The organism is Streptomyces sp. NBC_01320 (assembly GCF_035974375.1).
In the GTDB taxonomy this organism is placed as follows: Bacteria; Actinomycetota; Actinomycetes; order Streptomycetales; family Streptomycetaceae; genus Streptomyces; species Streptomyces yanii.
This window is the reverse complement of the sequence record NZ_CP108390.1, coordinates 1,976,873-1,999,541: the sequence shown is the minus strand read 5'-3', so window position 1 is coordinate 1,999,541 and position 22,669 is coordinate 1,976,873. Positions and strand designations below refer to the sequence as shown.

Here is a 22,669-nt window from a genome sequence, read left to right as displayed (position 1 = left end):
CTCGCAACCGCCCGTCGGCCCCGAAGAGGAGGACGCGTGAGGGGCGTGCCGTGTCGGCGCGCCGTCAGCGGCGGGTGCGTCGCAGCCGACGGCCGAGGAGGACGACCCCTGCGCCGGCGGCCAGGGACGCTCCCGCGAAACCAGCGAGGGCGGCCTTGGTGCGGATGTCATTCGCGGACCCGGTGGCAGCCCGGGACGGCTGGGTGGCGGAGGGAGCTCCGGCCGCCCGGAGGATCAGGTCGGCGACGGCCGCGGGATGGGCGATCAAGGACACGTGGGAGGAGTTGATCTCCACCGTGTGCGAACCGGCGCGCTTCGCCTGGAAGCGTTCCTGATCCGGGTTGATGGTCTTGTCCTGTCGGCCGACGAGCGCCCAGGACGGGATGTGCTTCCAGGCCGCAACCTTGGCCTTCTCGGAGAACGCGGTCGTAGCGGCGGGCCGCTGGGTGGCCCACAGCAGATTCGCCTCGCTCTCCGGGAGGTCGGCGGCGAAGACCTGGTGGACCTTGTCGCGCTTGAGGTACAGGTCGGTCCCGCTGCGGCCGCTCTCCCGGTACGGGACGGACCTGGTGGCGGTTCCCAGTTCACTGGGGAACCGCGCGGCCAGCGACATGCCGCTCTCGCCCACGTCGGGCATCAGCGCCGACACGTACACGAGCGACTTCACCCTGGGGTTGCCGGCCGCGGCCGAACTGATCACGGCGCCGCCGTAGGAGTGGCCCACCAGCACGACCGGGCCCTTGATGCTGTCGAGTACCGAGGCGATGTAGGTCGAGTCGTTGTACAGGCCGCGCAACGGGTTGGCGGGCGCGATGACGGTGTAGCCGCTGCGCTCGAGGCGTGGAATGACCCCGTCCCAGCTGGAGCCGTCCGCGAACGCGCCGTGCACCAGGACCACGGTGGGTTTCGTGACGGTCGTGTCGCCTTCCGCGGCAACCGGAGCTGTCGCGGATGCGCACAGGGCCAGTGCACATCCGGAGACGGTGACGTGCGCGCGCAGTATTCGACGCCGTGTGCCGGAGATCGCCCATGCGGTCATCCCGTTCTCGCTTCCCTCGAGGTCAACAGCACCTCAGCGTTCACCCATCGGCGCCGCCGGGCCCGGCGGCGCCGTCCAACCGGGTGAAAGAGGCGGGGCATCGGAGTGAAGGACCGGCCTTGCCCGGCGTGCCAGGGCCTGGTCCCCTTGTCCCAGTGGCCGCCATCGGACTACGTCGCGGCTGACCTGAGCGGCCCAGCACCGGTGTGTCCGCAGCCGGCAACGACAGGACCGAGGGGGGCTCAGGAGAACCCACGGGATGTTGCAGCCGGCCGGGTTCCGCGCCCGGGCAGGCAACCACGGGCGGTCGAAGACCGTGATGCCCGTCCCCAGGGATTCGCGAATGACCGGGGACGGCGGGGGCGCGGAGTTCAGGTCCTCGAGGCGGGCGCCGATCAGCAGGCCGGAGGGAGGCCGCGCATGCGCAGAGCGGCGGGAGGTTTGGACGAAGAACTCGCAGCTGCGTCCCGTACATCTCAAGGCCCGGTCCGGGCCTGGTGGAGCAGGGCCTGCCCGAAGGGTTCCGTGCCGCCCGCCGCGTGCTCGTCGGTCAGGAGCACAGGGCGTGGCGGAGCACGGCGCCGCATTGCCGTATTCCCGTACGGATCTCGCCGGCGTGATCGGCCGGGTCGGATTCCAGCCTCCTGACGACGGCGACGGTGACCAACGCGTAGGCCACGTGCGGAACGATGTCTGCGACCCAGTCGGAGCGTGACCACGTCCGCGGGTCGGTCACGCGCAGCACGGTCATCGGGCCGTTGGTTCCGATCAGCGCCCCTGTCGTCGCCGTGGCGGTCAGGACCGCGTTGCCCGGTCGCCAGCCGCAGGAAAGGGCAAGACCGAGCAGGGCGCCCATGCCCACACCTGCTGCCATGCCGGTCAGGGGGCCCAGTCCCTTGACGCGGTTCTTCCGTACGTCCCTGTCGCCCGGGATCGGAACGTGAAAGGCCCCCGACAGCCGTTCCACGGTGACCTCGGGTGTCGTGCTCTCGCCTCGGCCGCGGATCACCATGTCCAGGTAACCGACCGCGTTCAGGGTCGTGGTCCCGGCAGCGCCCGCGGCAGCCCCGGCCAGGAGACCACGAAGGTTCCGGGCCGGACCGGTGACTCCCGTCATAGGCCGCTCATCCCTTCACGAAGTCCAGCAGGGCGGGGTTGACAACGTCCGGGTGTGTCCAGGCGACGTTGTGCGGACCGCCTCCACCGTCACGGAGATGAGGCCCCTGATCAGCGGCGGCAGCCGCTTGGTGGTGTTCTCGTACGGCAGGATGCGGTCCGCGTCGCCATGGATCAGCACGATCGGCTGCCCGCCGCCGTGGCGGTTGTCGATCGGGGTGCCGTTCTCCCGGCCGACGCGGCCATCGCCATGTGTGCCACAACTCCCGGTACGGGTACAGCCGTATTCAGCCCCGTCGCATTGCTTCAGGAGCCGGTGGGGCTACGTACTCACCATCTCAGTTAATACACCGAATGGCCTACTCCGCCACCGGGGCCTCAGCAGTCGGATGTGAGTGGATCGTTGCCCGACGGACCCCCGACGAGCGGCCGGCCTGAGGGCTGTCCACTCATTCGGGTCGGCCACGTCGTCGACGTCAGCTGGGCCCTGGACATGCCGGCGGTGGCCGCGCCGCGGCGCCGGTCGGTGCTTTCGTGCGCTGCTGCCGCGTGCGCGGCCGGGTGCCGCATGGTGATCGTGTGTCCCTGCGGTCCGTTCTGTCCGTCCCGGGCCCGAGGACCGGGTGGGCGGGACGGACCGGGACACCGGCGGTGATGATGGCGATTCCGGGGCGACTGGGACGCGCATCGCGTGTGATGCGTCGTCAAGAACCCTTCGTCGACGCGATGAGCGCACCCGTATTCGGGACGACACCCGACACCATGGTCGATCTTCCTTTCGCAGCACCGGACTTGCTGTTGTCCGATGGCCCTCTGCCTCAGCTGTCGCGCGGGCCGGGCGTCAGCCGCACCGTCACCGTCTTGGGCCGTTGGTACTCCTGGAGCGCCAGCGTGCTCAGGTCCGTGCCGTGGCCGGACGAGCCACGCCCGCCGTGCGGGAGCTCTGCCGTCTGCACCAGATGGCAGTTGAGCCAGGCCTCGCCCGCGTCGAGGCGGGCCGCGAGATCGAGCCCAGTGCCGAGATCGGTCGTCCAGACACTGGCCGCCAGGGCCTGGGGGACACTGTTTGCCAGGCTCAGGGCCGCCTCCACGGTGTCCGCGTGCTGGACCGTGAGGAGCGGTCCGAAGACTTCCTCGGTGACCGTCGGGTCGTCGTGCGGGAGATCCGCCAGGAGAAGGGCCGCGCGCCAGTGGCCGTGCTCCTCGCCGGGCGGGACGGCGAGGTCCGCCGCCAGCTGTCGTTTCGCGGACGAGGAGGTGACCAGTGAGTCGTAACGCGCCACCTGGTCCGGGTTGTTGAGCGGGCCGAAGTCACGGCCGGCCAACCGGGCCCCCATCGCCTCCGTCAGGCGGGCCACCGTCTCCTCGTAGTTCTCCGTGAGCGTGATGACCCGGGCTGGTGCCGCACAGCTCTGACCCGCGTTGTACGTGGCCGCTTCCGCGAGCGACGCATACGTGTCCGCCGGGGTGTCCGGGAGAACGACGGCCGGGGCGTTGCCACCCAGCTCCAGGCTGATCCGGCGCGTCCCCGCCCGCGCCGCCACATCCAGGCCCGCCCGCCCGCTGCCCGTGAACGCGACCATGTCCACCGGGGACTCGACCAGCAGTCGACCCGTCCGCCGGTCTCCCGGAAGCGACTGGAGCACGCCCTTGCCCAGGGTCCGTGCGGCGTGCTCCGCCAGTAGCTCCAGCGTGTCCGGAGTGGTCTCCGCCGGTTTCACCACTACCGTGTTGCCCGCGGCGAGTGCCGGGGCGCAACGCCAGGCCGCCATCATCAGCGGATAGTTCCAGGGGATGATCACCCCGACCACGCCCATCGGCTCCCAGCGCACCCAGCTCTCGTGGCCGGTCACCAGCCGGCCTGCCGCCGGTGCTGTCCGGGTCCGTGCCGCCGTCGCGAAGAAGCGGAACAGATCCGCCACCTGCTCGATCTCGCCCGCCGTCTCCGCGTCCGGCTTGCCCGTACCCGCCCGCTCACGAGCCGCGTACTGCGCCGCACCGTCCTCGATCAGCGCCGCCAGCCGGTCCAGGCGTCGCGCCCGGTCCTTGGGGGTCAGGGCGCTCCATGCGCCGAGCGCCGTACGGGCGGCCGCCACGGCCGCAGCCACCTCGGGCTCGCGGGAGACGGGAGCCGTGCCGCGGATGAGTCCCGTGCGAGGGTCGGTGAGTTCACTGTTCATCGTTGCTTCCCGCTCGTCGCTTCCTGCTGCTCGTTCCTCACAACGCGTACGACCGCAGCCACAGTTCCAGCGTCAGCACCAGCCACAGCTTGCCGCCGTGACGGGGCAGGAGCGTGCCCTCGCCCTTCATCCAGGCGCGGATCGTGTCCGGGCGGAACAGGCCCCGGTGGGCAGACTGCCGGCTCAGCAACAGATCGTTTCCGAGGTCGCGCAGCGGACCCGTCAGCCACTGCTGCACCGGCACTCGCATCCCGCTCTTCGGGCGGTCGACGACCGTGTCGGGGAGGAGGTCGCGCACGGCCTCCTTGAGGATCCACTTCTCCGCAGAGCCACGGAGTTTGTACGCGGGCGGCGTCGCGAACGCGTGGTCGACGACCCGGCGGTCGAAGAGCGGTGCCCGGCCCTCGATGCCCTGCGACGCCGTCAGGCGCTCCACCTTTGTCAGGATGTGGTGCGCGCCCTTGGTCCGCAGATTGCAGTGCAGGAGCTGGTTGAGGAGGTGGCCCATGCGGTGCGGGCTGTGGGCGCCCGGTGCCAGATACGGCTCCACGAACCGCTGGGGGCGCGGGGCGTCCCGCAGCGCGTCCAGCGACTGCGGGGTCAGTAGCGTCGGGAGGTCCGTCCAGCACTTGCGGTACGAGCGCAGATACGCCGTCGCCCGGTCCTCGTCCCAGGGTGCCCCCGGTTCACGGTGCATCTCCTGCACGAGCATCGGGAGGTTCTTCGGGCCGCCGAACACGGGGTCGCCGCCCTCGCCGTTGAGCACCACCGACGCGCCGTCCGCGGCCACGGCCTCCGCGAGCAACAGGTTCGGGACCGTCAACGGATCGCCCACCGGGCTGTCCAGGAGCGCAGCCGCCTCCGCGAGCCGTGAGGCGACCGTCTTCCCCGACACGTTCAGGACCCGGTGGCGGGTATGGCAGTGGGCCGCCACGAGGCCCGAGTAGCCCAGCTCGTTGGGGAGTTCGTCGCCGAAGCTGATCGAGTACGTGTGCACCGGATGGCTGTGGAGCTTCGTCGCCAGCGCGGTGACGAGGGAGCTGTCGATCCCGCCGGAGAGAAGGACCGCCGTCGGCTCCGCCTGCGGGAGCCTTTCGGCCGTCGCCCGCTCCAGGAGTGCCCGCAGGGCCTGGACATGCTCCGTCGGATCCTGCGGCACCGGCTGGGCGATGTGCTCGTGGGGCTCCCAGTGCGCGGTCTCGGTGACACTGCCGTCCTTCGCCAGTCGCAGCACCCGCCCGGGCAGGACTTCCCGCACGCCGGTCAGGAGCGTCTCCTCGCCCGGCAGATAGGCGAAGGTGAGGAAGGAACGGACCGCGGACAGATTCATCGACGTGCCGAGCGCGGGCCAGCGCCGCAGCGCCCTCAACGAGGTCGAGGCCGCCCAGGCTCCTTCGGCGCGGGCGTAGAAGAGCGTCCGGGCGCCCACGTGGTCGCGGATCAGGATCAGGTCCGTGCCGTCCAGCACGGCCAGCACGAACATGCCTTCGGCCAGAGCCACTCCCGCGTCGCCGAGCCGCGCCCAGCAGTGCAGCAGCAGTTCACCGTCGGAGCACCGGGCGGGTACGGGGATCCCCTCGGCGTGCAGCGCGGACAGCAGGGCAGGGCGGTTGTGGAGGGTGACCTCGCCCACTGCCGTCAGGCCGGATGCCGTGAACGGGCCGTCGGCGCGGCCGGGTTCGTCCGGGATCAGTCCCAGGTCGGCCCCGGGGACGTCCACGGATGCCCGGTCGTTCCGGGCCGCACCCATCGCCTCGACATGGGCGCGGGCCTGCCGCGTGGTCGGGGACAAGCAGACGCAGAAGCGTGCCATGGGCGGCTCCTCTCCTCGGTGTTCCGTGTTCCGTACTGCTACCGCCGCTCCTACGGCTTCCGGTGGTGCCGACGCGGCCGGCTCAGCCGAAGTCGTCGTCGCTCCAGGCGTCCTCGCCGTCGTCCCAGCCCGCGTCCCAGTCGTCCGTCCCGCCGCCACCGGAATCGCCGCCCCCGCCCGAGTCACCCGACGACGACTGGCTCTGCGCCTGCTGCTGGCGGAGCTCCTCCTCCTCTTCCGGGCTCATGCTCAGCGGCGGCAACTGGGCGGCGGTGATGGCGAGGCCCGCTACGCCCAGGCCCGCGAGCATGACGCCCACCCTGCCGCCGAACGACATCCGGTTGACCATCACCGTCTCGCCGCGGCCCCACAGGGTGCGGCCGTATCCGATGTCCCGGGCGTACGTCACCGCGCCGTCGGCGAGGACCCGCTTGATGATGCGGTTGCCGAGGAGTTCGTCGGTGCCGGACGCATTCCGGTTGTCGTGCCAGCGCACGAGACCACTGGGGGAGCTCTCGCGGTGGCGCCACTCCTCCCGGCCGTCCTCGTAACGCCGGTGGACGCTGCCGTCGGCGAGCAGCTCGTCAAAGTAGCCGATCTCTTGAGGTCGGATCATCGTGTGCGTTCCTCGGGTCTGTGGGGCGGTCGTGGCCGCGGGAAGGAGAGCTCACTCGGACGGGTCACCGCGCGTTTCACGGGCGGGTGACGCGGCGGATCACGCGGCGGGCCAGGTCAGGAAACCCGTGGTACGCAGCCCGCGCAGTTCGGTCCACATGGAGTTCCGGGGCGGTCGCGGTCCCCGCGTGAGGCGCAGCACCGTACGCACCAGGCGGGGCGGTGACACCGCCGCGACCTGCGTGAACCGTCCCCGTGCCAGCCATGAAGCCTCCTCGGGCCGCAGCCCGGGCGGCCAGGGGGCCGACGGCGGAGCCGGTGCCGGGCCGCGGCCGGTCGGAAGGCGCAAGGTTGCCGCATGCCGGGGCACGAGCCCGATCGACGTGACCCGCACGCCGGGGACCGGGCCCAGAGCGGCCCTGACCCGCGCCGGGAGCCCGATGCCCTCCGGGCTCGCGTCGTGCAGCACATGGACCGTTGCACCCTCGGCCCGCTCCAGCGCCGCGACGAGGCGCGGGTCGAGCGGCAGGGCGTCAGGCGCCGCGAGGACGGGGCAGGCGGCCTCCAGGTGCACATGGTTGGCGAGCAGCATCCGGGCGATCGAGCGGTCCTGGCAGACGAGGAGACGGGGCAACCCGTAGGCGTGGAGGTCGGGTTCGGCGGCATCAGGCACCGACGGAGGCCGTGGCGTGGTCGGCGGCGGGGACGGGACCGGTGGGAGCAGGCCGTCCACGGTCTCCCGGCCCCGTGCCTCCAGCGCACGCGTGAACGTGGGCAGCCGCAGGGGAGGGGCCGGCGTGCGCGGGATGCGGGGGAGCAGGTTCGCGGCCGGGCTCAGGACACGGCAGGTCTCGTAGTAGAGCTGCCGTTCCGTGAATCTGATGCCGCCCGGGCCTGCAGCGCGCGCGGCAGCGCCGGTGATCGCGAGGTCGAGGAAACGGGCACCCGGCCCGCGGCCGGTACGGAGGTCCCGGGCCATGGAGGTCCCGATTCCGGGAGCCTGGAGGCGTCGCGGCGTCATGCGGAACTGGTGCCCTTCTTCTTGTACGTGCCGGTGCCGGGTGGGCGGGTGCCAGGTGCCCGCGAGGTCCTCGGGGTCCGCGGAGCCTGCGGCCAGGTGAGGAAGCCGTGGGTGAGGTCCTCGTGGAGGGTGGGCCGAGGGGCGGCCAGCGCCCGTTCCACCGCCCGGACGACGATCGATTCGAGAACGCGCGGCGGCACGGCGGCGAGCGGACTCCAGAAGCCCTCGCCGAGCCACTGCGCGTCGGCCTCGGGCAGACCTGCGACCGTGCGGAGCTGTTCCGCGTCGGCGAGCGGATCGTGCCGGGCGAGCCGCACGACGCCCTGTTTGCCCCTGGCCGCGGAGACGGGGAGGCCCGCGTCCACCACGACGCGGTCGGGCTGTACGCCACGGATGAGCGGCGCCAGCAGGACGCCCTGTGGATCGGCGTCGTGCAGGACGACCACCGGGAGCCCGCTGCGATACTGCGCGAGTGCGCTGAGCGCCGCCGCCAGAACGGTGGGGCGCCCCCCGGTTCCGTCGGCGTCGGCGACCTCCACGAGGTCGGCCTCCAGACGGGCGGGGATGCCGTTGGCCGTGAGGAAGAGGGCGACCACGCGGTCCGTGCAGAGGATCGCGGCCTTGGGCCGGGACACCGGAACGGACGCACCGGAACGGTTCGCCCCGCGCGGCCGGGGCACGGGGCGCGCGTCGTCGACGACGGCTTTCGGCAGGCCCCCGTACACCGCCGACCAGGAGTCGTTCATCAGGGCACGGAAGGTCCGTTCGGCAGGAATGATCTGCCCATGGGGCAACTGACCGGGGCGGTGCCGCATGGACGACGCGACGACGAGGGCGGTGCACGCGGCGGCGCCCGCGAGGAACGCGAGCAGTCCGCCGGTCAGGACGGCACACGCGACGAGGGCGGCGGCCACCGGCAGGGCCACGAGCCAGCGGATCTTCGCCGGCACACCCCGCGGATCCCGCCCGGCCCAGGCGTAGTTACGGCTGCGGGACAGGTACCAGAGCTGGGTGAGGGTGATCTTCAGGCGGCCGTGATCGGTGGCGCGTTCCGCGATGCCCCGGATGCGGATGTCGTGCATGCCCTTGCCGTGCACCGCGGGGTCGAACGCGAAGCGCTTCCCGCAGTGCGCGCAGATTCTGCCGCTGCGCTGTTTGCCCGTCAGCGAGGCGGCGCAGCGGGGGCAGATCACCGCTCACCCGCCTGGTCCTGGGCTGCCGAACCCGGCCAGGTCATGAACCCCACGGACGCGGCGCGACGCCGTTCCGGATCGCCGCTCCGCGTGACCTGTTCGGCGACCCGGGTGACGGCGGCGAGCAGCCGGGCGGGGGGCACGCCGACGAGCGGGAAGCACCAGCCCTTTCCCAGCCACTTCAGCTCCTCCTCGGTGAACTCGCCCAGCGCGGCGAGCCGTGCCATGGTCTCCTGGTCGGGCTTCTCCTGCTTGTCGCGGTAGGGCACGGCCTGCGCCAGACGACGGACGGTGCGCAGCGGCAACCCGGCGTCGATCACTGTGCGTTGCCCCAGACTCGCGCGGACGTGCCGGACGAGGAACTCCCCGTGCGCGTCGGCGTCGTGGAGCACGATCACCGGGCCCCGCGCGGGCAGGGCGTGGACCGCGTCGAGATCCTTGACGAGCGCGATCCCGTAACGGGAGGGCAGGCCGTCGACGATCAGGAACGCTCTGATGGAGCGGTCGGGGCACAGGAGTACGGCGCCGGGCTGAGCGCGGGAGGGCGCACGATTTCTGGCCTGAGAGAGAACGGGAGGGGCAGCGTCGACCACCCCGGGCGGCAGCCCGCCGTACACGTCCCGCCAGGGCGCGAGCGCCTCCGAACGGAATGCCGCACGGCTCATCACCGGGTAGCCCCGGCCCGCACCGGCGGCTCGTGCGAGGGCGAAGCCCGCGGAGACGAGCAGCAGGGTGCCCGAGGCGAGGAAGAGGTACGCGATCTCGGTGAAGAGGCCGAAGACGCCGACGACCAGGCCCGCGAAGAGCGAGGTACCCGCACACCCCGGCGCGAAGGTGCCCTCCTTGAGGCGCCTGCGTGAGAGCGCGTACCACAGCTGGTCCGGCACCACTGAGATCCTGCCCTCCTCCGTTACCTTGGCGACGATCCTGCGCACCCGTAGGTCGCTCAGGCCGAGGGAGTTGGTCTTGGGGTCGAGTGCATACGTGCGCCTGCAGTGGGAGCAGGTGTTGTTGGGGCGCTCCTTGCGGAGCAGGTTCTTCTCGCAGTGCGGACAGATCACCGGCGGACCTCCAGTGCGGTGGCCACACGGCGCAGTCGTGCGGCCAAGCGCTCGCGGACGGTGGTGGTGGCGATGCCGCGGTCCTGCTGATGGCGCTCGATGTCGCGCAGGGCGGCGGCGAGGGCGCGATAGTCGGTGGTGGCTGCGGCTACGGCCACATGGCCGGCCATCGGGGTGTCGCCCGCGGCGCGGCGCTCGGCCTCCCCGGCGGTGATCGCGTAGTCCTCGTGGTCGATCCCGTAACCGGTGTTGGCCGCGAGGATCGTCAGCGGATCGGTGCCCCGGTTCGCGAAGGAGTGGGGCATCATCTCCGGAATCCGTATCAACATCCCGGGAGTCAGCGGGACTTCGGTCACCAGGTCGCGGTCCGCGTCGTAGAGGCCGCACGCCGCGTGGCCGAGGCTGAGGACGAAGTGTTCACCGCCGTGGGCGTGCGGGGTGAAGGCGCTGCGCGGCTCCACGACACCGAGTTTGACCGTGGCGTTCGAGGGGCTCTCGGGGGAGGTCGCCGCGTTGCCCACCAGGTAGTGGGCGAACTGCCCGTCATCGATGAAGCGGAGAAACTCCCGCTCGGGCCCCAGCTCGCGCACGCCCTCGCGGTCGGCCAGCCCGATGCCTCCGTCCGGCCTCAGGTGGTACAGCTCCACAGCGGCGGGGAGCGTGCCCCATGCTCCGCTCGGCATGGCGTCGGATATGCCGTCATGCGGTATCCCGGACATCGCGCCTCCCCCGTCTTCCTGTGCGCGGCGCGCGCTTCGCAAGCGCATCGTATGGCCTTGATCCACAACAAGGAGGGCCTTTGGACCGGCTTGCGAGCAAAGCACGAGGGAACGGCGGGCGAACGCGCGTGGCAAGGAGTGGACGGATGACGGCGCAGTCCACGAGGTACACGCGCTGCAGCAGCGAGCTGCTGCAGCCACACGACCTGTGCCAATCCCGCCGCAGTCCGTGCGCATGCTCCGTACCCGCAACGAGCGCTGTGGCGTGACGACGGTCGGTCGGCTGTTGCGGACGCGGAGGTCCGGCACGCGGTGTACGGCAATCCGCCGGCCGACACGTACCCGAACATCGCCGCTGCCTGCCCCCTGCTCGCCGCCTACATGAGCGAGAGCGGCCATCCCCTCGCCCTGGACCTGATGCCGGACGCGATGGCGGCGCGGCTGCCCACCACAAGCGTTCCGGCGGACGGCTCCCGGGACCGTCGCGCCCGGGCCCGACGGCCGTGAGGATCAGCCCGTGGGCACGGGGGAGAAGCGGCCCACCGCGGCGAGGTCGGCGCTGATCCGCGCGGCGGTCTCCAGCAGAGGGGGGAGGAGCGTGGCCAGGCTCTCCTCGCCGCTGGCGCGGCCGGCGTGGAGCGCCACGTTGACCGCGGCCACCACATGGCCGCCGCCGTTCGTGACCGGCGCCGCGATCGAACGCAGCCCCTCTTCCAGTTCCTGTTCCACCCAGGCGTGGCCGCGCCGGGCGGTGGCCGCCACCGCGTCGGCGAGGGCCTCGGGCGTGGTCACCGTGCGGGGCGTCAGCGCCTCGGGTGTCACCCGGGCCAGCCGCGCCGCGCGCTCGCCGTCGGGGAGTGCCGCGAGGAGCACCCGGCCCATCGATGTGGCGTACGCGGGCAGCCGGGTGCCCACCGTGATGTCGATGTGCATGATCCGGGTGCTCGCGACCCGGGCGACGTAGCGGATGTCGTCGTCGTCGAGCACGGCCAGGGACGCGGACTCGTGGACCCTGCCGACCAGTTCGGCGAGGTGCGGGGTAGCGATCCCGGCGAGCGTCAGGCCCGAGAGTCGGGCGTAGCCGAGCTCCATGACCCGCGGCAGCACCCGGAAACCGTCCGCGTCCTCCCGTACGTACCCCAGGTGGCGCAGCGTGATGAGCGACCGGCGTGTGGTGGCACGGGGGAGCCCGGTGAGGCGGGCGAGGTCGGCCAGGCGGGCGGGGCCGTCGACCGAGCCGAAGGCGCACAGCACGTCGAGACCCCGGGCGAGCGATTGGAGGAAGCCGGCGCCGAGTTCTTCCTTGAGCGCGCTGCCCGAGTGGGGCGGGCGGACCGCCGCTGCGGTGGCCGGCGTTTCGGCGGCCGACGGTGCGCGCAGGGCAGCCTCCATGGCGGCGACGGCCGCGCGTACCGGGGGCAGGACCCGCGCCGTCAGGGACTCGATGCTGTGCCGGCTGGTGTGACTGACCACGCTGACGGCGCAGACCACCGCGCCCGCCGAGTCGCGGACGGGGAGGGCGACGGCGATCAGACCGGGCTCGATCAGCTGGCTGTCCATCGAGAAGCCGTCCTCGCGCGCCTGCCGTACCCGGTCGAGGAAGTCTGCCTCCACTGCTGAGGACGTGGGCTCCGCCCCGGCCGGGCGGGGCGGCAGCGCCGGGAAGTCGGTGTCCAGCGGGTCGCGCCGACGCCGCGCGCGCCACTGGTCGTGCTGTGCGTCGTCCCAGTCGGCGGCGAACACGGCGCCGGGCGCGCAGCGTTCGGCGGGCAGCAGATCGCCCACCCGGAACGAGATTGCCATGGCGCGGCGGCGGGCGGCCTGCGCGATGAAGCGGACCCCGTCGCCGTCCGGGACGGCCAACGACACCGACTCGTCGAGCTCGTCGGCGAGTGTGACGGCGTGTGGGCGGAGGGCTTCGAGGAGGGCGCAGTCGGCCAGATAGGCGTTGCCCAGCTCCGCCGAGCGCGGGGCCAGCAGCAGATCGCGGTCCTCGGTCCGCAGGAACCCGAGGCGGACGAGTGTGGTGGCGACCCGGTCGACCGTCGATCGGGCGAGCCCGGTGGTGCGGACGAGATCTCCGGGGCGATGGCGCGTCCCCGGTCCCGCGGCCACGGCGCGGAGCACGGCCAGTCCGCGCTCCAGCGGTCCGACCAGCTCGTCGGGCGCCATCGTGGCCTCGGGTGCCACCGTCGCCTCGGGCGCCGTCGTCACCTCGGTGAGCTGGGACATCGTCTGACCTCCTCGGAGCGTCGCGGGCTGATCACCGTGCGGAAACCGTACCCGCTGCCGTTGACACGGCCCGAAGCGTCGGTGGACACTCAGCCCGCATCAAGTATGAACGAAAGTTCACCAGGCGAACAACCTTACGGTAAATCCCGAGTGAAAGGGTCGTTGTATGGACAAAGTCGTAGCGACGGCTGCCGAAGCGGTGGCGGACATCGGAGAGGGGGCCTCGCTCGCCGTCGGAGGTTTTGGACTGAGTGGGGTACCGGACGTCCTGATCCGCGCCCTGCACGCACACGGCTCCGGCCGGCTGAGCGTCGTCTCCAACAACTGCGGCGTCGACGGCGGGGGCCTGGGCATCCTGCTCGCGGCCGGACGGATCAGCCGGGTCACCGGCTCCTACATCGGCGACAACAAGGAGTTCGCGCGCCGCTACCTGGGCGGCGAACTGGAGCTGGAACTCACCCCGCAGGGCACCCTGGCCGAGCGGCTGCGGGCCGGCGGCACCGGCATCCCCGCGTTCTTCACCCCGGCGGGCGTCGGCACCCAGGCCGTCGAGGGCGGACTGCCCTGGCGGTACGCGCCGGACGGCGGCGTGGCGGTCGCCTCCCCGCCCAAGGAGACACGCGAGTACGACGGCAGGGCGTACGTCCTCGAACACGGCATCACCACCGACTTCGCCCTGGTGCGCGCCGCCCGGGGCGACCGCCACGGCAACCTCGTCTTCGCCCGCGCGGCCCGCAACTTCAACCCGCTCGCCGCCATGGCCGGCCGGATCACCGTCGCCGAGGTCGAGGAGCTCGTGGAGCCCGGCGAACTGGACCCCGACCAGGTCCACCTCCCCGGCGTGTTCGTGCAGCGGGTGCTGGAACTGACCCCCGAACAGGCTGCCGACAAGGGCATCGAGCGAAGGACGGTACGCACCCGATGAGCTGGACCAGGGACGAGATGGCGGCTCGAGCCGCCCGGGAGCTCACCGACGGCTCGTACGTCAACCTCGGGATCGGACTGCCCACTCGCGTGCCGAGCTTCCTCCCCGAGGGCGTCGACGTCGTCCTCCACTCGGAGAACGGACTCCTCGGCGTCGGCCCGTACCCGTACGAGGACGAGGTCGACCCCGACCTGATCAACGCGGGGAAGGAGACGGTGACCGTCGTACCGGGCGCCGCCTTCTTCGACTCCGCGCTCTCCTTCGGCATGATCCGCGGTGGTCACATCGACACCGCGATCCTCGGCGCCATGCAGGTCTCCGCCCGCGGTGACCTCGCCAACTGGGCGATCCCCGGCAGGATGGTCAAGGGCATGGGTGGGGCGATGGACCTCGTCCACGGCGCCCGCCGGGTGATCGTTCTCATGGAGCACACTGCCAAGGACGGCACCCCCAAGATCGTCGACACCTGCAGGCTGCCGCTCACCGGCCGGAACTGCGTCCACCGCGTCATCACCGACCTGGCCGTCCTCGACATCACCGACGAGGGACTGCGACTCGTCGAGACCGCCCCCGGCGTGACCGCCGACGAGGTCCTGCAACGGACTGCCGCGCCCGTGAAGACGGGGAAGGCCCTGTGACCGGCAGCCCCGCGGGCGTCACGGCCGGAGGACATCGAGGAGGTCCTGCTGCACTGCGCCTTCAACCGCGTTGTGCCGGAGGACAATTCAGCCTTCGCCACGGCCCAGCCCGTCCTGGCCGAGGACGACGTTCCATCCTCCTTCCGTCGCCGCCGCGGCCCGGGCCGCGGCCACTTCCCGACGACGCCCTTCACCTCTGACCTCCCACGGAGACGCTCATGCCCCGCACCACCGTCGGCATCATCGGAGCCGGCCCCGCCGGACTCCTGCTCTCCCACCTGCTTCACCAGCAGGGCATCGACAACGTCGTCCTCGAACTGCGCAGCCGCGACTACGTCGAACGCCGGCAGCGCGCCGGCATCCTCGAACAGGACACCGTCGACGTGCTGCGCGAATCCGGGGCCGGCGAGCGGATGGACCGCCAGGGCCTGGAACACCACGGCATCGAACTGCGCTTCGACCGGCGCTCCCACCGCATCGACTTCCCGTCCCTCACCGGCGGCCGGTCGGTCATGGTCTATGCGCAGACCGAAGTGGTGAAGGACCTCATCGCCCGGCGCCAACAGGACGGCGGAACCGTCCTGTTCGAGGCGGAGGCGCTGTCCGTCGACGACATCGAGACCGACCGCCCGAGCATCCGCTACCGTCACGAAGGCGCCGAACACACCCTGGACTGCGAGATCGTCGTCGCCTGCGACGGCTTCCACGGCATCGGCCGCCGCTCAGTTCCGGACGACCGGCTGACCGTGACGGAACGGACGTACCCCTTCTCCTGGCTCGGCATCCTCGCCGACGTTCCGCCCTCGTGCGAGGAACTGATCTACGCCCACCACGAGCGCGGCTTCGCCCTGCACAGCATGCGCTCGCCCGAGGTAAGCCGGCTCTACCTCCAGGTCGCCCCGGACGACAGCACCGACAACTGGCCGGACGAGCGCATCTGGGACGAGCTGGAGACCCGCTTCGCCGTCGACGGCGACTGGACGCTACGGCGGGGTCCGATCACCGAGAAGAGCGTCACCCCGATGCGCAGCTTCGTCGCCGAGCCCATGCGCCACGGGCGCCTCTTCCTGGCCGGTGACGCGGCCCACATCGTCCCGCCCACCGGGGCCAAGGGTCTCAACCTCGCCGTCGCCGACGTCAACCTGCTCGCCCAGGCCCTGACCCGCTACCACGCCTACCGGGACGAGTCGCTGCTCGACGCCTATTCGGAGAACGCGCTGCGCCGCGTCTGGCGGGCCGAGCACTTCTCGTACACGATGACGACCCTGCTGCACAGTGACCCCGCCGACTCCGACTTCGACCGTGCGCTTCGCCTCTCGCACCTGCGCTATGTCGCCCGCTCCGAGGCCGCTTCGGCCTCCCTCGCGGAGAACTACGTGGGCTTCAAGGAGAACTGACGGTGCAACACCACAAGGGAGGGGTGGATCAGCCGGATCACGCGTAGGAGGAGAAGCGGTACACCGCCTGGGAGACACACGCCTGCTTGATCGAGCTGTCGATGACCCGACGTGACGCGCCCTGCTCACAGCTGACCGGCGAACCATGGGCACCCGCCACCATCCGGTGACAGGTGCCCATCCGCATGCGGTGGGCACGGCCCGTACGTGCACTCGGAGGGGCACGGGCAAGGCTCCATCTGCCGGCAAGGCAGTCAGCAGAGGCCGGGCCGCTTATACGACCGTCATGCGTCGATGACTCTCAGTGACCAGTGATGCCGGTATTGGTCGGGCGGTGCATTCGCCGCCGCCGCACAGGCGGAACGGGTGGCCGGCTGGGGCGCCGCGCAATCGAACCGCCGACCTGAAAGTCGAAGTGCATCATCGGGCGCCGTTCCCTGTCGGCGGGCGGCCGAACGGGTGCCTGGTAGCCGGTCGCCTGCTGCCAGACGACATGGATGGTACCGGCACACGAGGTTCGCGAGCCGGTAGGTAGGACAGGGCCATCATCGGGGATTGTCGGTCCGCTGGACATGTGCGCGGCGCGCCCCTGCCACACGCTGTAGGTATGACCAACGATGCCGGAGAGGCGTTCCGCCCCACCCCCGTCGTCGTCCTCGGTGTTGTGCCGGGCGATCCTCCGTACCGCATGGTGGAGGTCAACGGAGTGTTGGCCGGGCCTGCCCACGACATGGTGGATGTGATCAGGCTGGCGCGCCAAGCGGGCGTGTCGGAGATCGACTTCGACGATCCCGCGGTCGTGAGATGGGTCGGCGGAGGCAAGTACAAGTGGGTGCCCTGAGCGGGCGGGATTCCGAGGTCCTGGTCACGCTCCTGATGCAGGCGCATCCGGCCGAACCTAGACTGACGATCGCCCGAAATGCGCCGAAATTGGGAGAAATGAACTATGGCCAAGCGAGGGAACAAGCGACGCGCCCGCAAGAAGAAGAGGGCCAATCACGGCAAGCGCCCCAACGCCTGAGCTCACCGAGCACGCGACGGCGTGGGGCGACGGGTCGTTCGGAGCACACGCCCAAGACGGGTCCTCTGCCGGGCCAGTTCATACGGGTGGCAGCCCCCGCGATCGTCATCGGATTCTGGATCCGCACATACAACGCGGCCTCTGACGACGCTGATGCCGCTTCTCCAGGTCTTGCCTGCGTGGCGTGAGGGGCGGGGTCGGTTCCCGCCCCTCACCGATCCGGTCGACCTCCGGCTGGATCACTGCCTTGAGGTTCCGGGCACTGTCCTGGATCCCCGATCGTCGCTCAGCAGCTCGCAGGCTTCATGCAGGAGCACTCGAGGTCGGTGCGTCCGGACTGCTCATCCCTTGCAGCCGGCGCATCGGTCGTGGGCCGGTCGGACCGGGCCGTACGGTGCGGCTGCTCTGCGCCCTTGACGCTGTAGGCGGCGAGTGCCGCTCCGACCGCATCCTCGATGCTCTTGACCGAGCTCGCGACGTAGTTGTTGCTGACGAAGCTGAAGACGAGTTCCCGGCCGTCGGCGTCTGTCACATGGCCGGAGAGCCCCGACACGCCGGTCAGCGAGCCGGTCTTGCCGTGCAGGTTGCCCGCGGCCGCGGTCCCGCACATGCGGGAGCGCAGCGTCCCGCCGGTCATCCGGTCGGACACGCAGGCGATCGGCAGGGCGTCGTACCAGTCCTGGAACCACGGTTGCCGGCGTGTGGTGACCAGCAGCTCGGTGAACTGCTTGGTGGACACCATGTCCATCCTCGACGGGCCCGAGCCGTCCACCTGACGCAGGGCAGTAGGGTCCAGCCCAAGGGTACGCGGGTACTCGGCGCTCGCCGACAGCCCGGCCGACCAGGTGCCGCTGCCCTTGACCTCGCAACCGATGGTCTTGACCAGCACCTCGGCATGGTTGTTGTTGGACAGCTTCAGAAACGGCGTCAGCAGATCCTTCAGCGGCATCGACGGATGGAAGGCCGGCGTCGTGGCACCCTGCGGGACGGCCTTTCCCAGCACTGGCCCTGAATGACGAGTGGGTCGCACCGCGCCACCTTCGGCATGATCGCGGTTGGCCCGGACTTCTTCGTGTGTACGCCGAAGGAGTCCGCGCACCGGCTGGGCGTGCTCTCCCGTAAGGCGGCAGCATCCGCCGGACAGCTCCCACCTCGTACGTCATCGGGCGGACTTCGACCGGTGGCCGCCAGGCCCGCGGTCGGTTCCATGGATCGGGCTTCCTCGGGCGTGGCGGGGTGGGGCCGGGACGACCACGCCGGGAGAGGCACCGTCGCAGGGCCTGGGCCGTTCAGCGTCTGCGCACATGCGGTGCCGGTACCAGGCGGACGACGGTGTTGAGTACATGGTCGATCACGTCGTGCGAGGGCTTGTCCGTGAGGTTGGTGAGCATCCGGGCCAGGGTGTTGAGCAGAACCGGCGATCCCATGACGTACCGATTGAGGATCGGTTGGAAGCCCGAACGGCTGAAGACGATGTCGGCGGCCGCGTTGCCGAGACGGTAGTAGCGCCCCCAGCGGCGGTTCATCTCGACAGGGTAGCTGTGCAGCACTCGCTCCCGCCGGGGGCCCGGGGGAAGGGCGAGGGCGAGCGCGGCGCTCTCGGCTGCGACTTCGCCGGCTTCCATGGCCTGACCGATGCCCTCCCCGTTCCAGGGGCTGATCATGCCTCCGGAGTCGCCGACCAGGAGGAGACCCCGGGTGTAGAGGGGGTGACGGTTGAAACCCAGGGGCAGTGCCGCACTCCGGACAGGGCCCTCGGCGTTCTCCTCCTGCAGCCCCCAGGCGTGAGGAGTACGGGCCAGCCATTGGTCCAACGTGGTCCGCAGGTCCGCGATTCCGTGCCGCCGGTGGGGCAGCGCACCGAGCCCGACGTTGACGCGGCCGTCTCCCATGGGAAAGATCCAACCGTATCCCGGCAGGTAGTGATCGCTCCCCGGAAAGCGGAGATCGGCCCACAACTCCAGGTACTCCTCTTGGGACCGCTCCGGGCTGCGGTAGTAGCGGCGGGCGGCTGTCGCGATCTGCCTGCTCCTGTCCCGCTGCAGGCCCATGGCGAGGGCGAGGCGGGCGGAGGCGCCGTCGGCGGCGATGACGATCGGTGCATGGAAGACCACCGGCTCCTTCGCTCCGGCCGTGGCGGTGACGCCGGTGATTCGGCCGGCGCGGTCGGTCACGGGCTGAGTCACCTTCGCCCCGTTGCGCAACCGTGCTCCGGCAGCAACGGCATGGCGGGCCAGGATGTCGTCGAAGTCATGCCGGCTGCGCGAGAGGCCGAAGTCCGGGTAGCGCCCCAGGGCGGGCCAGTCGATGTGCACCTGATGCTCACCGGCCACCCATCGCATACCGCGTGAACGCGTCCAACCCGGAGCCTTGATGTCGATGCCCATCCGGATGAGTTGGTGCACCGCTCGCGGGGTCAAGCCGTCTCCGCACACCTTTTCCCGGGGAAAGTGGGCCTTCTCCAGAAGCAGGACATCAATGCCTGCCTTGGCGAGGTGGAAGGCTGCGGACGAGCCCGCAGGCCCCGCCCCCACCACGATCACATCGGCTTCTTCGTGCGAGTCGTGGACGGAGCGGTCGTCCGGCGGGGACTGCGCTGGCGTTGTTTCCCGCATAGGAAACCCCTTCCTGGGACAGCCGGTGGCCTACCGAGGACGGCAGCCCGGTACGTCATCATCGATCAGGACGAGCCGGTGCGGAACAGGGCCGGATGTCCGGCCACGCCCCGGCACGCCGGTTCACCTCGGCCGATCTCCTCAGCACACTCGCGATCTTCTTCGCCGTCCCGCCTCATCGGTGACTCCGGCACCGCCAAGTCGCCATCGACGCAGAGGACGGAGGGACGAGACCTTCGCGACGACGGCCCGCCACAACGTCAGGCGCGTACGGTTTCAGCACGGACGATGCAACCGGCCGCTTCGCCGGGCGCCGTTGCGGCCGTTGTGCGCGGGGCAGCGCTGTACCGACGGCGCACGTGTCGTGAGGTGGCGGCGGGTCAGGGCGAGCTGTCCGGGACGCCGCTCGGGGTCAGCTCGCGGGGCGCTGTGGTTCTTCCTCTTTGCGGATGGTCAGCTCGCCGTCGGCGACATCGATCCGGAGGCGGCTGTGGGGCTGCAGGCTGCCGTCGAGCAGCATGCGGGAGAGCCGGTTGTCGACCTCGCGCTGGATCGTACGGCGCAACGGGCGGGCGCCGTATTCGGGCTGGTAGCCGCGTTGGGCGAGCCATTCGACGGCGTCCAGAGTGACCTCGACGGCGACGTCCTGGGCGCGGAGCCGACGCCTGGAGTCGTCCAGCAGTATGTTGGTGATCTGCCGTAGCTGCTGGTCGGCGAGTTGGCGGAAGATCACGATCTCGTCGATGCGGTTGAGGAACTCCGGCCGGAAGTGTTCGCGCAGTGGGCGCATCACCCGCTCGCGGCGGGCCTGCTCGTCGGCGTCCGCGGAGCCGGCGCCGAAGCCCATCGCGCCGCCGCTCCCGGTGATGGCCTGCGAACCGAGGTTGCTCGTCATGACGATGACGGTGTTCTTGAAGTCGATGGTGCGGCCCTGGGAGTCGGTGAGCCGCCCGTCGTCGAGCACCTGCAGCAGGATGTTGAAGACGTCGGGGTGCGCCTTCTCGACCTCGTCCAGGAGCAGCAGCGAGTAGGGGTTCCTGCGTACCGCTTCGGTGAACTGTCCGGCCTCCTCGTGACCGACGTAGCCGGGGGGAGCGCCGACCAGGCGGCTCACGGTGTGCCGTTCCTGGTACTCGCTCATGTCGAGGCGGATCATCCGGTCCTCGCTCCCGAAGAGTGCCTCCGCGAGCGCGCGGGCGAGTTCGGTCTTGCCGACGCCGGTGGGGCCGAGGAAGAGGAAGCTTCCGATCGGGCGGCCGGGGTCGGACAGGCCGGCCCGCGAGCGCAGGACGGCGTCGGCGACGGCGGTCACCGCTTCGTCCTGGCCGATGACGCGCTGGTGCAGGTGTTGCTCCAGGTTCAGCAGCCGGTCCCGCTCCTCCTGGGTGAGGCTGCTGACGGGAATTCCGGTCTGGCGGGACACGATGTCGGCGATGTCTTCGACGGTGACCTCCGCGACATGGCTGCGCGGCTGCGGCGCGTGGTCTGCCTTGCCGATCCGCTGTTCGAGGTCGGCGAGCCGGTCACGCAGCTCGGTCGCCCGCTCGTACTGCTCGGCGGCGACGGCCTGGTCCTTGTCCCGTGTGAGTTGCTCGACTTCGCGTTCCAGGGCGCGGATGTCGGTGCCGCGGGTGGAGGCGCGCAGCCGCACCCGGGCGCCGGCCTGGTCCATGAGGTCGATCGCCTTGTCGGGCAGATAGCGGTCGGTGAGGTAGCGGTCGGACAGCTCGACAGCGGCGAGCAGCGCCTCGTCGGTGTAGCGGACCTGGTGATGGGCTTCGTAGCGGTCCTGGAGACCCCGCAGGATCTCGACGGCGTCCGCCGGGCTGGGCTCGGGCACCAGAACCGGCTGGAACCGGCGGGCAAGCGCGGCGTCCTTCTCGATGTAGCGACGGTACTCCTCGAGCGTGCTGGCCCCCACGACATGGAGTTCGCCGCGGGCGAGCGCGGGCTTGAGCATATTGCTCGCGTCCATCGGGCCGCCCTCGGAGCCGCCGCCCGCCCCGACGACGGTGTGCAGTTCGTCGATGAAGACGATCAGCTCGCCCGAGTGGGCGCGGATTTCGTCGATGAGGCCGGTGAGCCGTTCCTCGAAGTCCCCACGGAAGCGGGTACCGGCAACAACTCCTGAGAGGTCGAGCTGGACGACGCGCCGATCGTGCAGGATGTCCGGCACGTCGCCGTCCGCGATGCGCTGGGCCAGTCCCTCGACGATGGCGGTCTTGCCCACTCCGGCTTCGCCGATCATGACGGGATTGTTCTTGCCTCGGCGGGCGAGGACCTCAATGGTCTGCTCGATCTCCACGTCACGGCCGATGACCGGGTCAATACGGCCCTCCTGGGCCAGGTCGGTGAGGTCGCGGCCGAACTTGTCCAGATTGGGGGTGTTCCGTTCGCCGGGGCCGGTACGCTGGCCGGCGCTGCCGGGCACCGGCCCGAGGCCGTCCCGGGCACCGGTGGGCGGCGAGAAGTGCGCGGCGTTGAGCATCTGCCCCGCTGCGGAGTCGCGGTTGGCGGCGAGTGCCACCAGCACGTGTTCCGGGCCGATGTAGGAGGCGCCGGTGGAGCGCGCGATCTCATGGGCGTCGAGCAGAGCGCGCTTGACCGCCGGCGTGACGGCGATGAATTGGCTTCGCGGCCCTTCCCCGGCCTGCCGGTCGATCTCAGCGGCGAGCGCGTCGGGATCGGCGCCCGCTCGCGTGACCATGCGGCGAGTCGGCTCGGTGGTGAGCGCGGCCCGCAAGAGGTGCTCCGTGTCGAGGTCGGTACTCCCGTGCTGGGCGGCATAGGACGCTGCAACGGTGACGAGCTGCCGTGCGGGACCGCTCAACAGACGGCTGAAGTCGATGCGCCGAGGGTCGGGCGGCTCCCCACCCTGTCCGGTGCCGAGAAAGTGCGAGAGGAAGTCTCCGAGGGGGTCCGGACCGTGGTCCTCGGGACCCTGCTGGCCGTCGGTCATGGGTATCCGTCCCCGTGGCCCGGCCGGACCGGGTCACGCTGTCTCAGTGCACGTGCAGCTGTGTTGACGCGGTCCCGCATGTCCGGCGTGACCACAGACAGCCGCAACCCCACTTGCCCCAATTT

The 22,669-nt window shown here is 70.8% G+C and carries 20 protein-coding genes; 6 read left to right on the top strand and 14 right to left on the bottom strand.

Annotated features, from left to right (window positions below; genetic code table 11):
- Window positions 1-64: 64 nt before the first annotated feature.
- The 9 genes from OG395_RS09580 to OG395_RS09540 all read right to left on the bottom strand — a co-directional run bounded on the left by OG395_RS09580 (window position 65) and on the right by OG395_RS09540 (window position 10,757).
- Complete coding sequence (locus OG395_RS09580) at window positions 65-1,039, bottom strand: alpha/beta fold hydrolase (protein ID WP_327242496.1); 975 nt, start codon at window positions 1,037-1,039, stop codon at window positions 65-67.
- Between the two features lie 550 nt (window positions 1,040-1,589).
- Window positions 1,590-2,156 carry a hypothetical protein gene (locus OG395_RS09575; RefSeq protein WP_327242495.1) on the bottom strand — a complete coding sequence of 189 codons (567 nt, stop codon included), beginning with the start codon at window positions 2,154-2,156 and terminating at the stop codon, window positions 1,590-1,592.
- An 817-nt stretch (window positions 2,157-2,973) separates the two neighbouring features.
- Entirely contained in the window at window positions 2,974-4,335 is a 1,362-nt protein-coding gene (locus OG395_RS09570) for an aldehyde dehydrogenase family protein (RefSeq protein WP_327242494.1), read from the bottom strand.
- A gap of 37 nt (window positions 4,336-4,372) precedes the next feature.
- Window positions 4,373-6,148 (bottom strand): asparagine synthetase B family protein, encoded by a 1,776-nt coding sequence (locus OG395_RS09565; protein WP_327242493.1) that lies wholly within the window; start codon window positions 6,146-6,148, stop codon window positions 4,373-4,375.
- A gap of 82 nt (window positions 6,149-6,230) precedes the next feature.
- A complete protein-coding gene (locus OG395_RS09560) occupies window positions 6,231-6,764 on the bottom strand; it encodes a hypothetical protein (RefSeq protein ID WP_327242492.1) in 534 nt (177 codons plus the stop codon).
- 99 nt (window positions 6,765-6,863) lie between these two features.
- Window positions 6,864-7,784 carry a hypothetical protein gene (locus tag OG395_RS09555; protein WP_327242491.1) on the bottom strand — a complete coding sequence of 307 codons (921 nt, stop codon included), beginning with the start codon at window positions 7,782-7,784 and terminating at the stop codon, window positions 6,864-6,866.
- Entirely contained in the window at window positions 7,781-8,977 is a 1,197-nt protein-coding gene (locus OG395_RS09550) for a hypothetical protein (RefSeq protein ID WP_327242490.1), read from the bottom strand. The genes OG395_RS09555 and OG395_RS09550 overlap by 4 nt, the downstream gene beginning before the upstream one ends.
- Window positions 8,974-10,038: a hypothetical protein gene (locus OG395_RS09545; RefSeq protein WP_327242489.1), complete on the bottom strand. Its 1,065-nt coding sequence runs from the start codon at window positions 10,036-10,038 to the stop codon at window positions 8,974-8,976. The genes OG395_RS09550 and OG395_RS09545 overlap by 4 nt, the downstream gene beginning before the upstream one ends.
- Window positions 10,035-10,757, bottom strand: a complete 723-nt coding sequence (locus OG395_RS09540) for a cupin domain-containing protein (protein ID WP_327242488.1) — start codon at window positions 10,755-10,757, stop codon at window positions 10,035-10,037. The genes OG395_RS09545 and OG395_RS09540 overlap by 4 nt, the downstream gene beginning before the upstream one ends.
- Window positions 10,758-11,069: 312 nt before the next feature.
- Here OG395_RS09540 and OG395_RS09535 point away from each other — a divergent pair, with 312 nt between their 5' ends.
- Entirely contained in the window at window positions 11,070-11,264 is a 195-nt protein-coding gene (locus OG395_RS09535) for a hypothetical protein (RefSeq protein WP_327242487.1), read from the top strand.
- 3 nt (window positions 11,265-11,267) lie between these two features.
- On the opposite strand, the gene OG395_RS09530 is transcribed toward OG395_RS09535, so the two are convergent.
- Window positions 11,268-12,989, bottom strand: coding sequence for an IclR family transcriptional regulator domain-containing protein (locus OG395_RS09530; protein ID WP_442818534.1), 1,722 nt, complete (start codon window positions 12,987-12,989; stop codon window positions 11,268-11,270).
- Window positions 12,990-13,155: 166 nt separating this feature from the next.
- Between OG395_RS09530 and OG395_RS09525 the strand changes: the two genes are divergently transcribed.
- The 3 genes from OG395_RS09525 (at window position 13,156) to OG395_RS09515 (ending at window position 15,949) form a co-directional block, all read left to right on the top strand.
- Window positions 13,156-13,914, top strand: coding sequence for a CoA transferase subunit A (locus tag OG395_RS09525; protein ID WP_327242486.1), 759 nt, complete (start codon window positions 13,156-13,158; stop codon window positions 13,912-13,914).
- The gene (locus OG395_RS09520) at window positions 13,911-14,552 is read left to right on the top strand and encodes a CoA transferase subunit B (protein WP_327242485.1); all 642 of its coding nucleotides are present in this window, start codon (window positions 13,911-13,913) and stop codon (window positions 14,550-14,552) included. The genes OG395_RS09525 and OG395_RS09520 overlap by 4 nt, the downstream gene beginning before the upstream one ends.
- Window positions 14,553-14,770: 218 nt before the next feature.
- Entirely contained in the window at window positions 14,771-15,949 is a 1,179-nt protein-coding gene (locus OG395_RS09515) for a 4-hydroxybenzoate 3-monooxygenase (protein WP_327242484.1), read from the top strand.
- Window positions 15,950-15,986: 37 nt separating this feature from the next.
- On the opposite strand, the gene OG395_RS09510 is transcribed toward OG395_RS09515, so the two are convergent.
- A complete protein-coding gene (locus tag OG395_RS09510) occupies window positions 15,987-16,130 on the bottom strand; it encodes a hypothetical protein (protein ID WP_327242483.1) in 144 nt (47 codons plus the stop codon).
- Between the two features lie 426 nt (window positions 16,131-16,556).
- Between OG395_RS09510 and OG395_RS09505 the strand changes: the two genes are divergently transcribed.
- Together OG395_RS09505 and OG395_RS58235 are read left to right on the top strand one after the other, a co-directional pair.
- Window positions 16,557-16,790: a hypothetical protein gene (locus OG395_RS09505; protein ID WP_327242482.1), complete on the top strand. Its 234-nt coding sequence runs from the start codon at window positions 16,557-16,559 to the stop codon at window positions 16,788-16,790.
- Between the two features lie 105 nt (window positions 16,791-16,895).
- Window positions 16,896-16,970, top strand: a complete 75-nt coding sequence (locus tag OG395_RS58235; RefSeq protein WP_376335433.1) for a 50S ribosomal protein bL37 — start codon at window positions 16,896-16,898, stop codon at window positions 16,968-16,970.
- Between the two features lie 286 nt (window positions 16,971-17,256).
- On the opposite strand, the gene dacB is transcribed toward OG395_RS58235, so the two are convergent.
- From dacB to OG395_RS09490, 3 genes are all read right to left on the bottom strand, one after another.
- Window positions 17,257-17,973 carry a D-alanyl-D-alanine carboxypeptidase/D-alanyl-D-alanine endopeptidase gene (gene dacB / locus OG395_RS09500; RefSeq protein WP_327249293.1) on the bottom strand — a complete coding sequence of 239 codons (717 nt, stop codon included), beginning with the start codon at window positions 17,971-17,973 and terminating at the stop codon, window positions 17,257-17,259.
- A 286-nt stretch (window positions 17,974-18,259) separates the two neighbouring features.
- A complete protein-coding gene (locus OG395_RS09495; RefSeq protein ID WP_327242481.1) occupies window positions 18,260-19,585 on the bottom strand; it encodes a geranylgeranyl reductase family protein in 1,326 nt (441 codons plus the stop codon).
- A gap of 412 nt (window positions 19,586-19,997) precedes the next feature.
- Window positions 19,998-22,544 (bottom strand): ATP-dependent Clp protease ATP-binding subunit, encoded by a 2,547-nt coding sequence (locus OG395_RS09490; protein ID WP_327242480.1) that lies wholly within the window; start codon window positions 22,542-22,544, stop codon window positions 19,998-20,000.
- Window positions 22,545-22,669 lie beyond the last annotated feature (125 nt).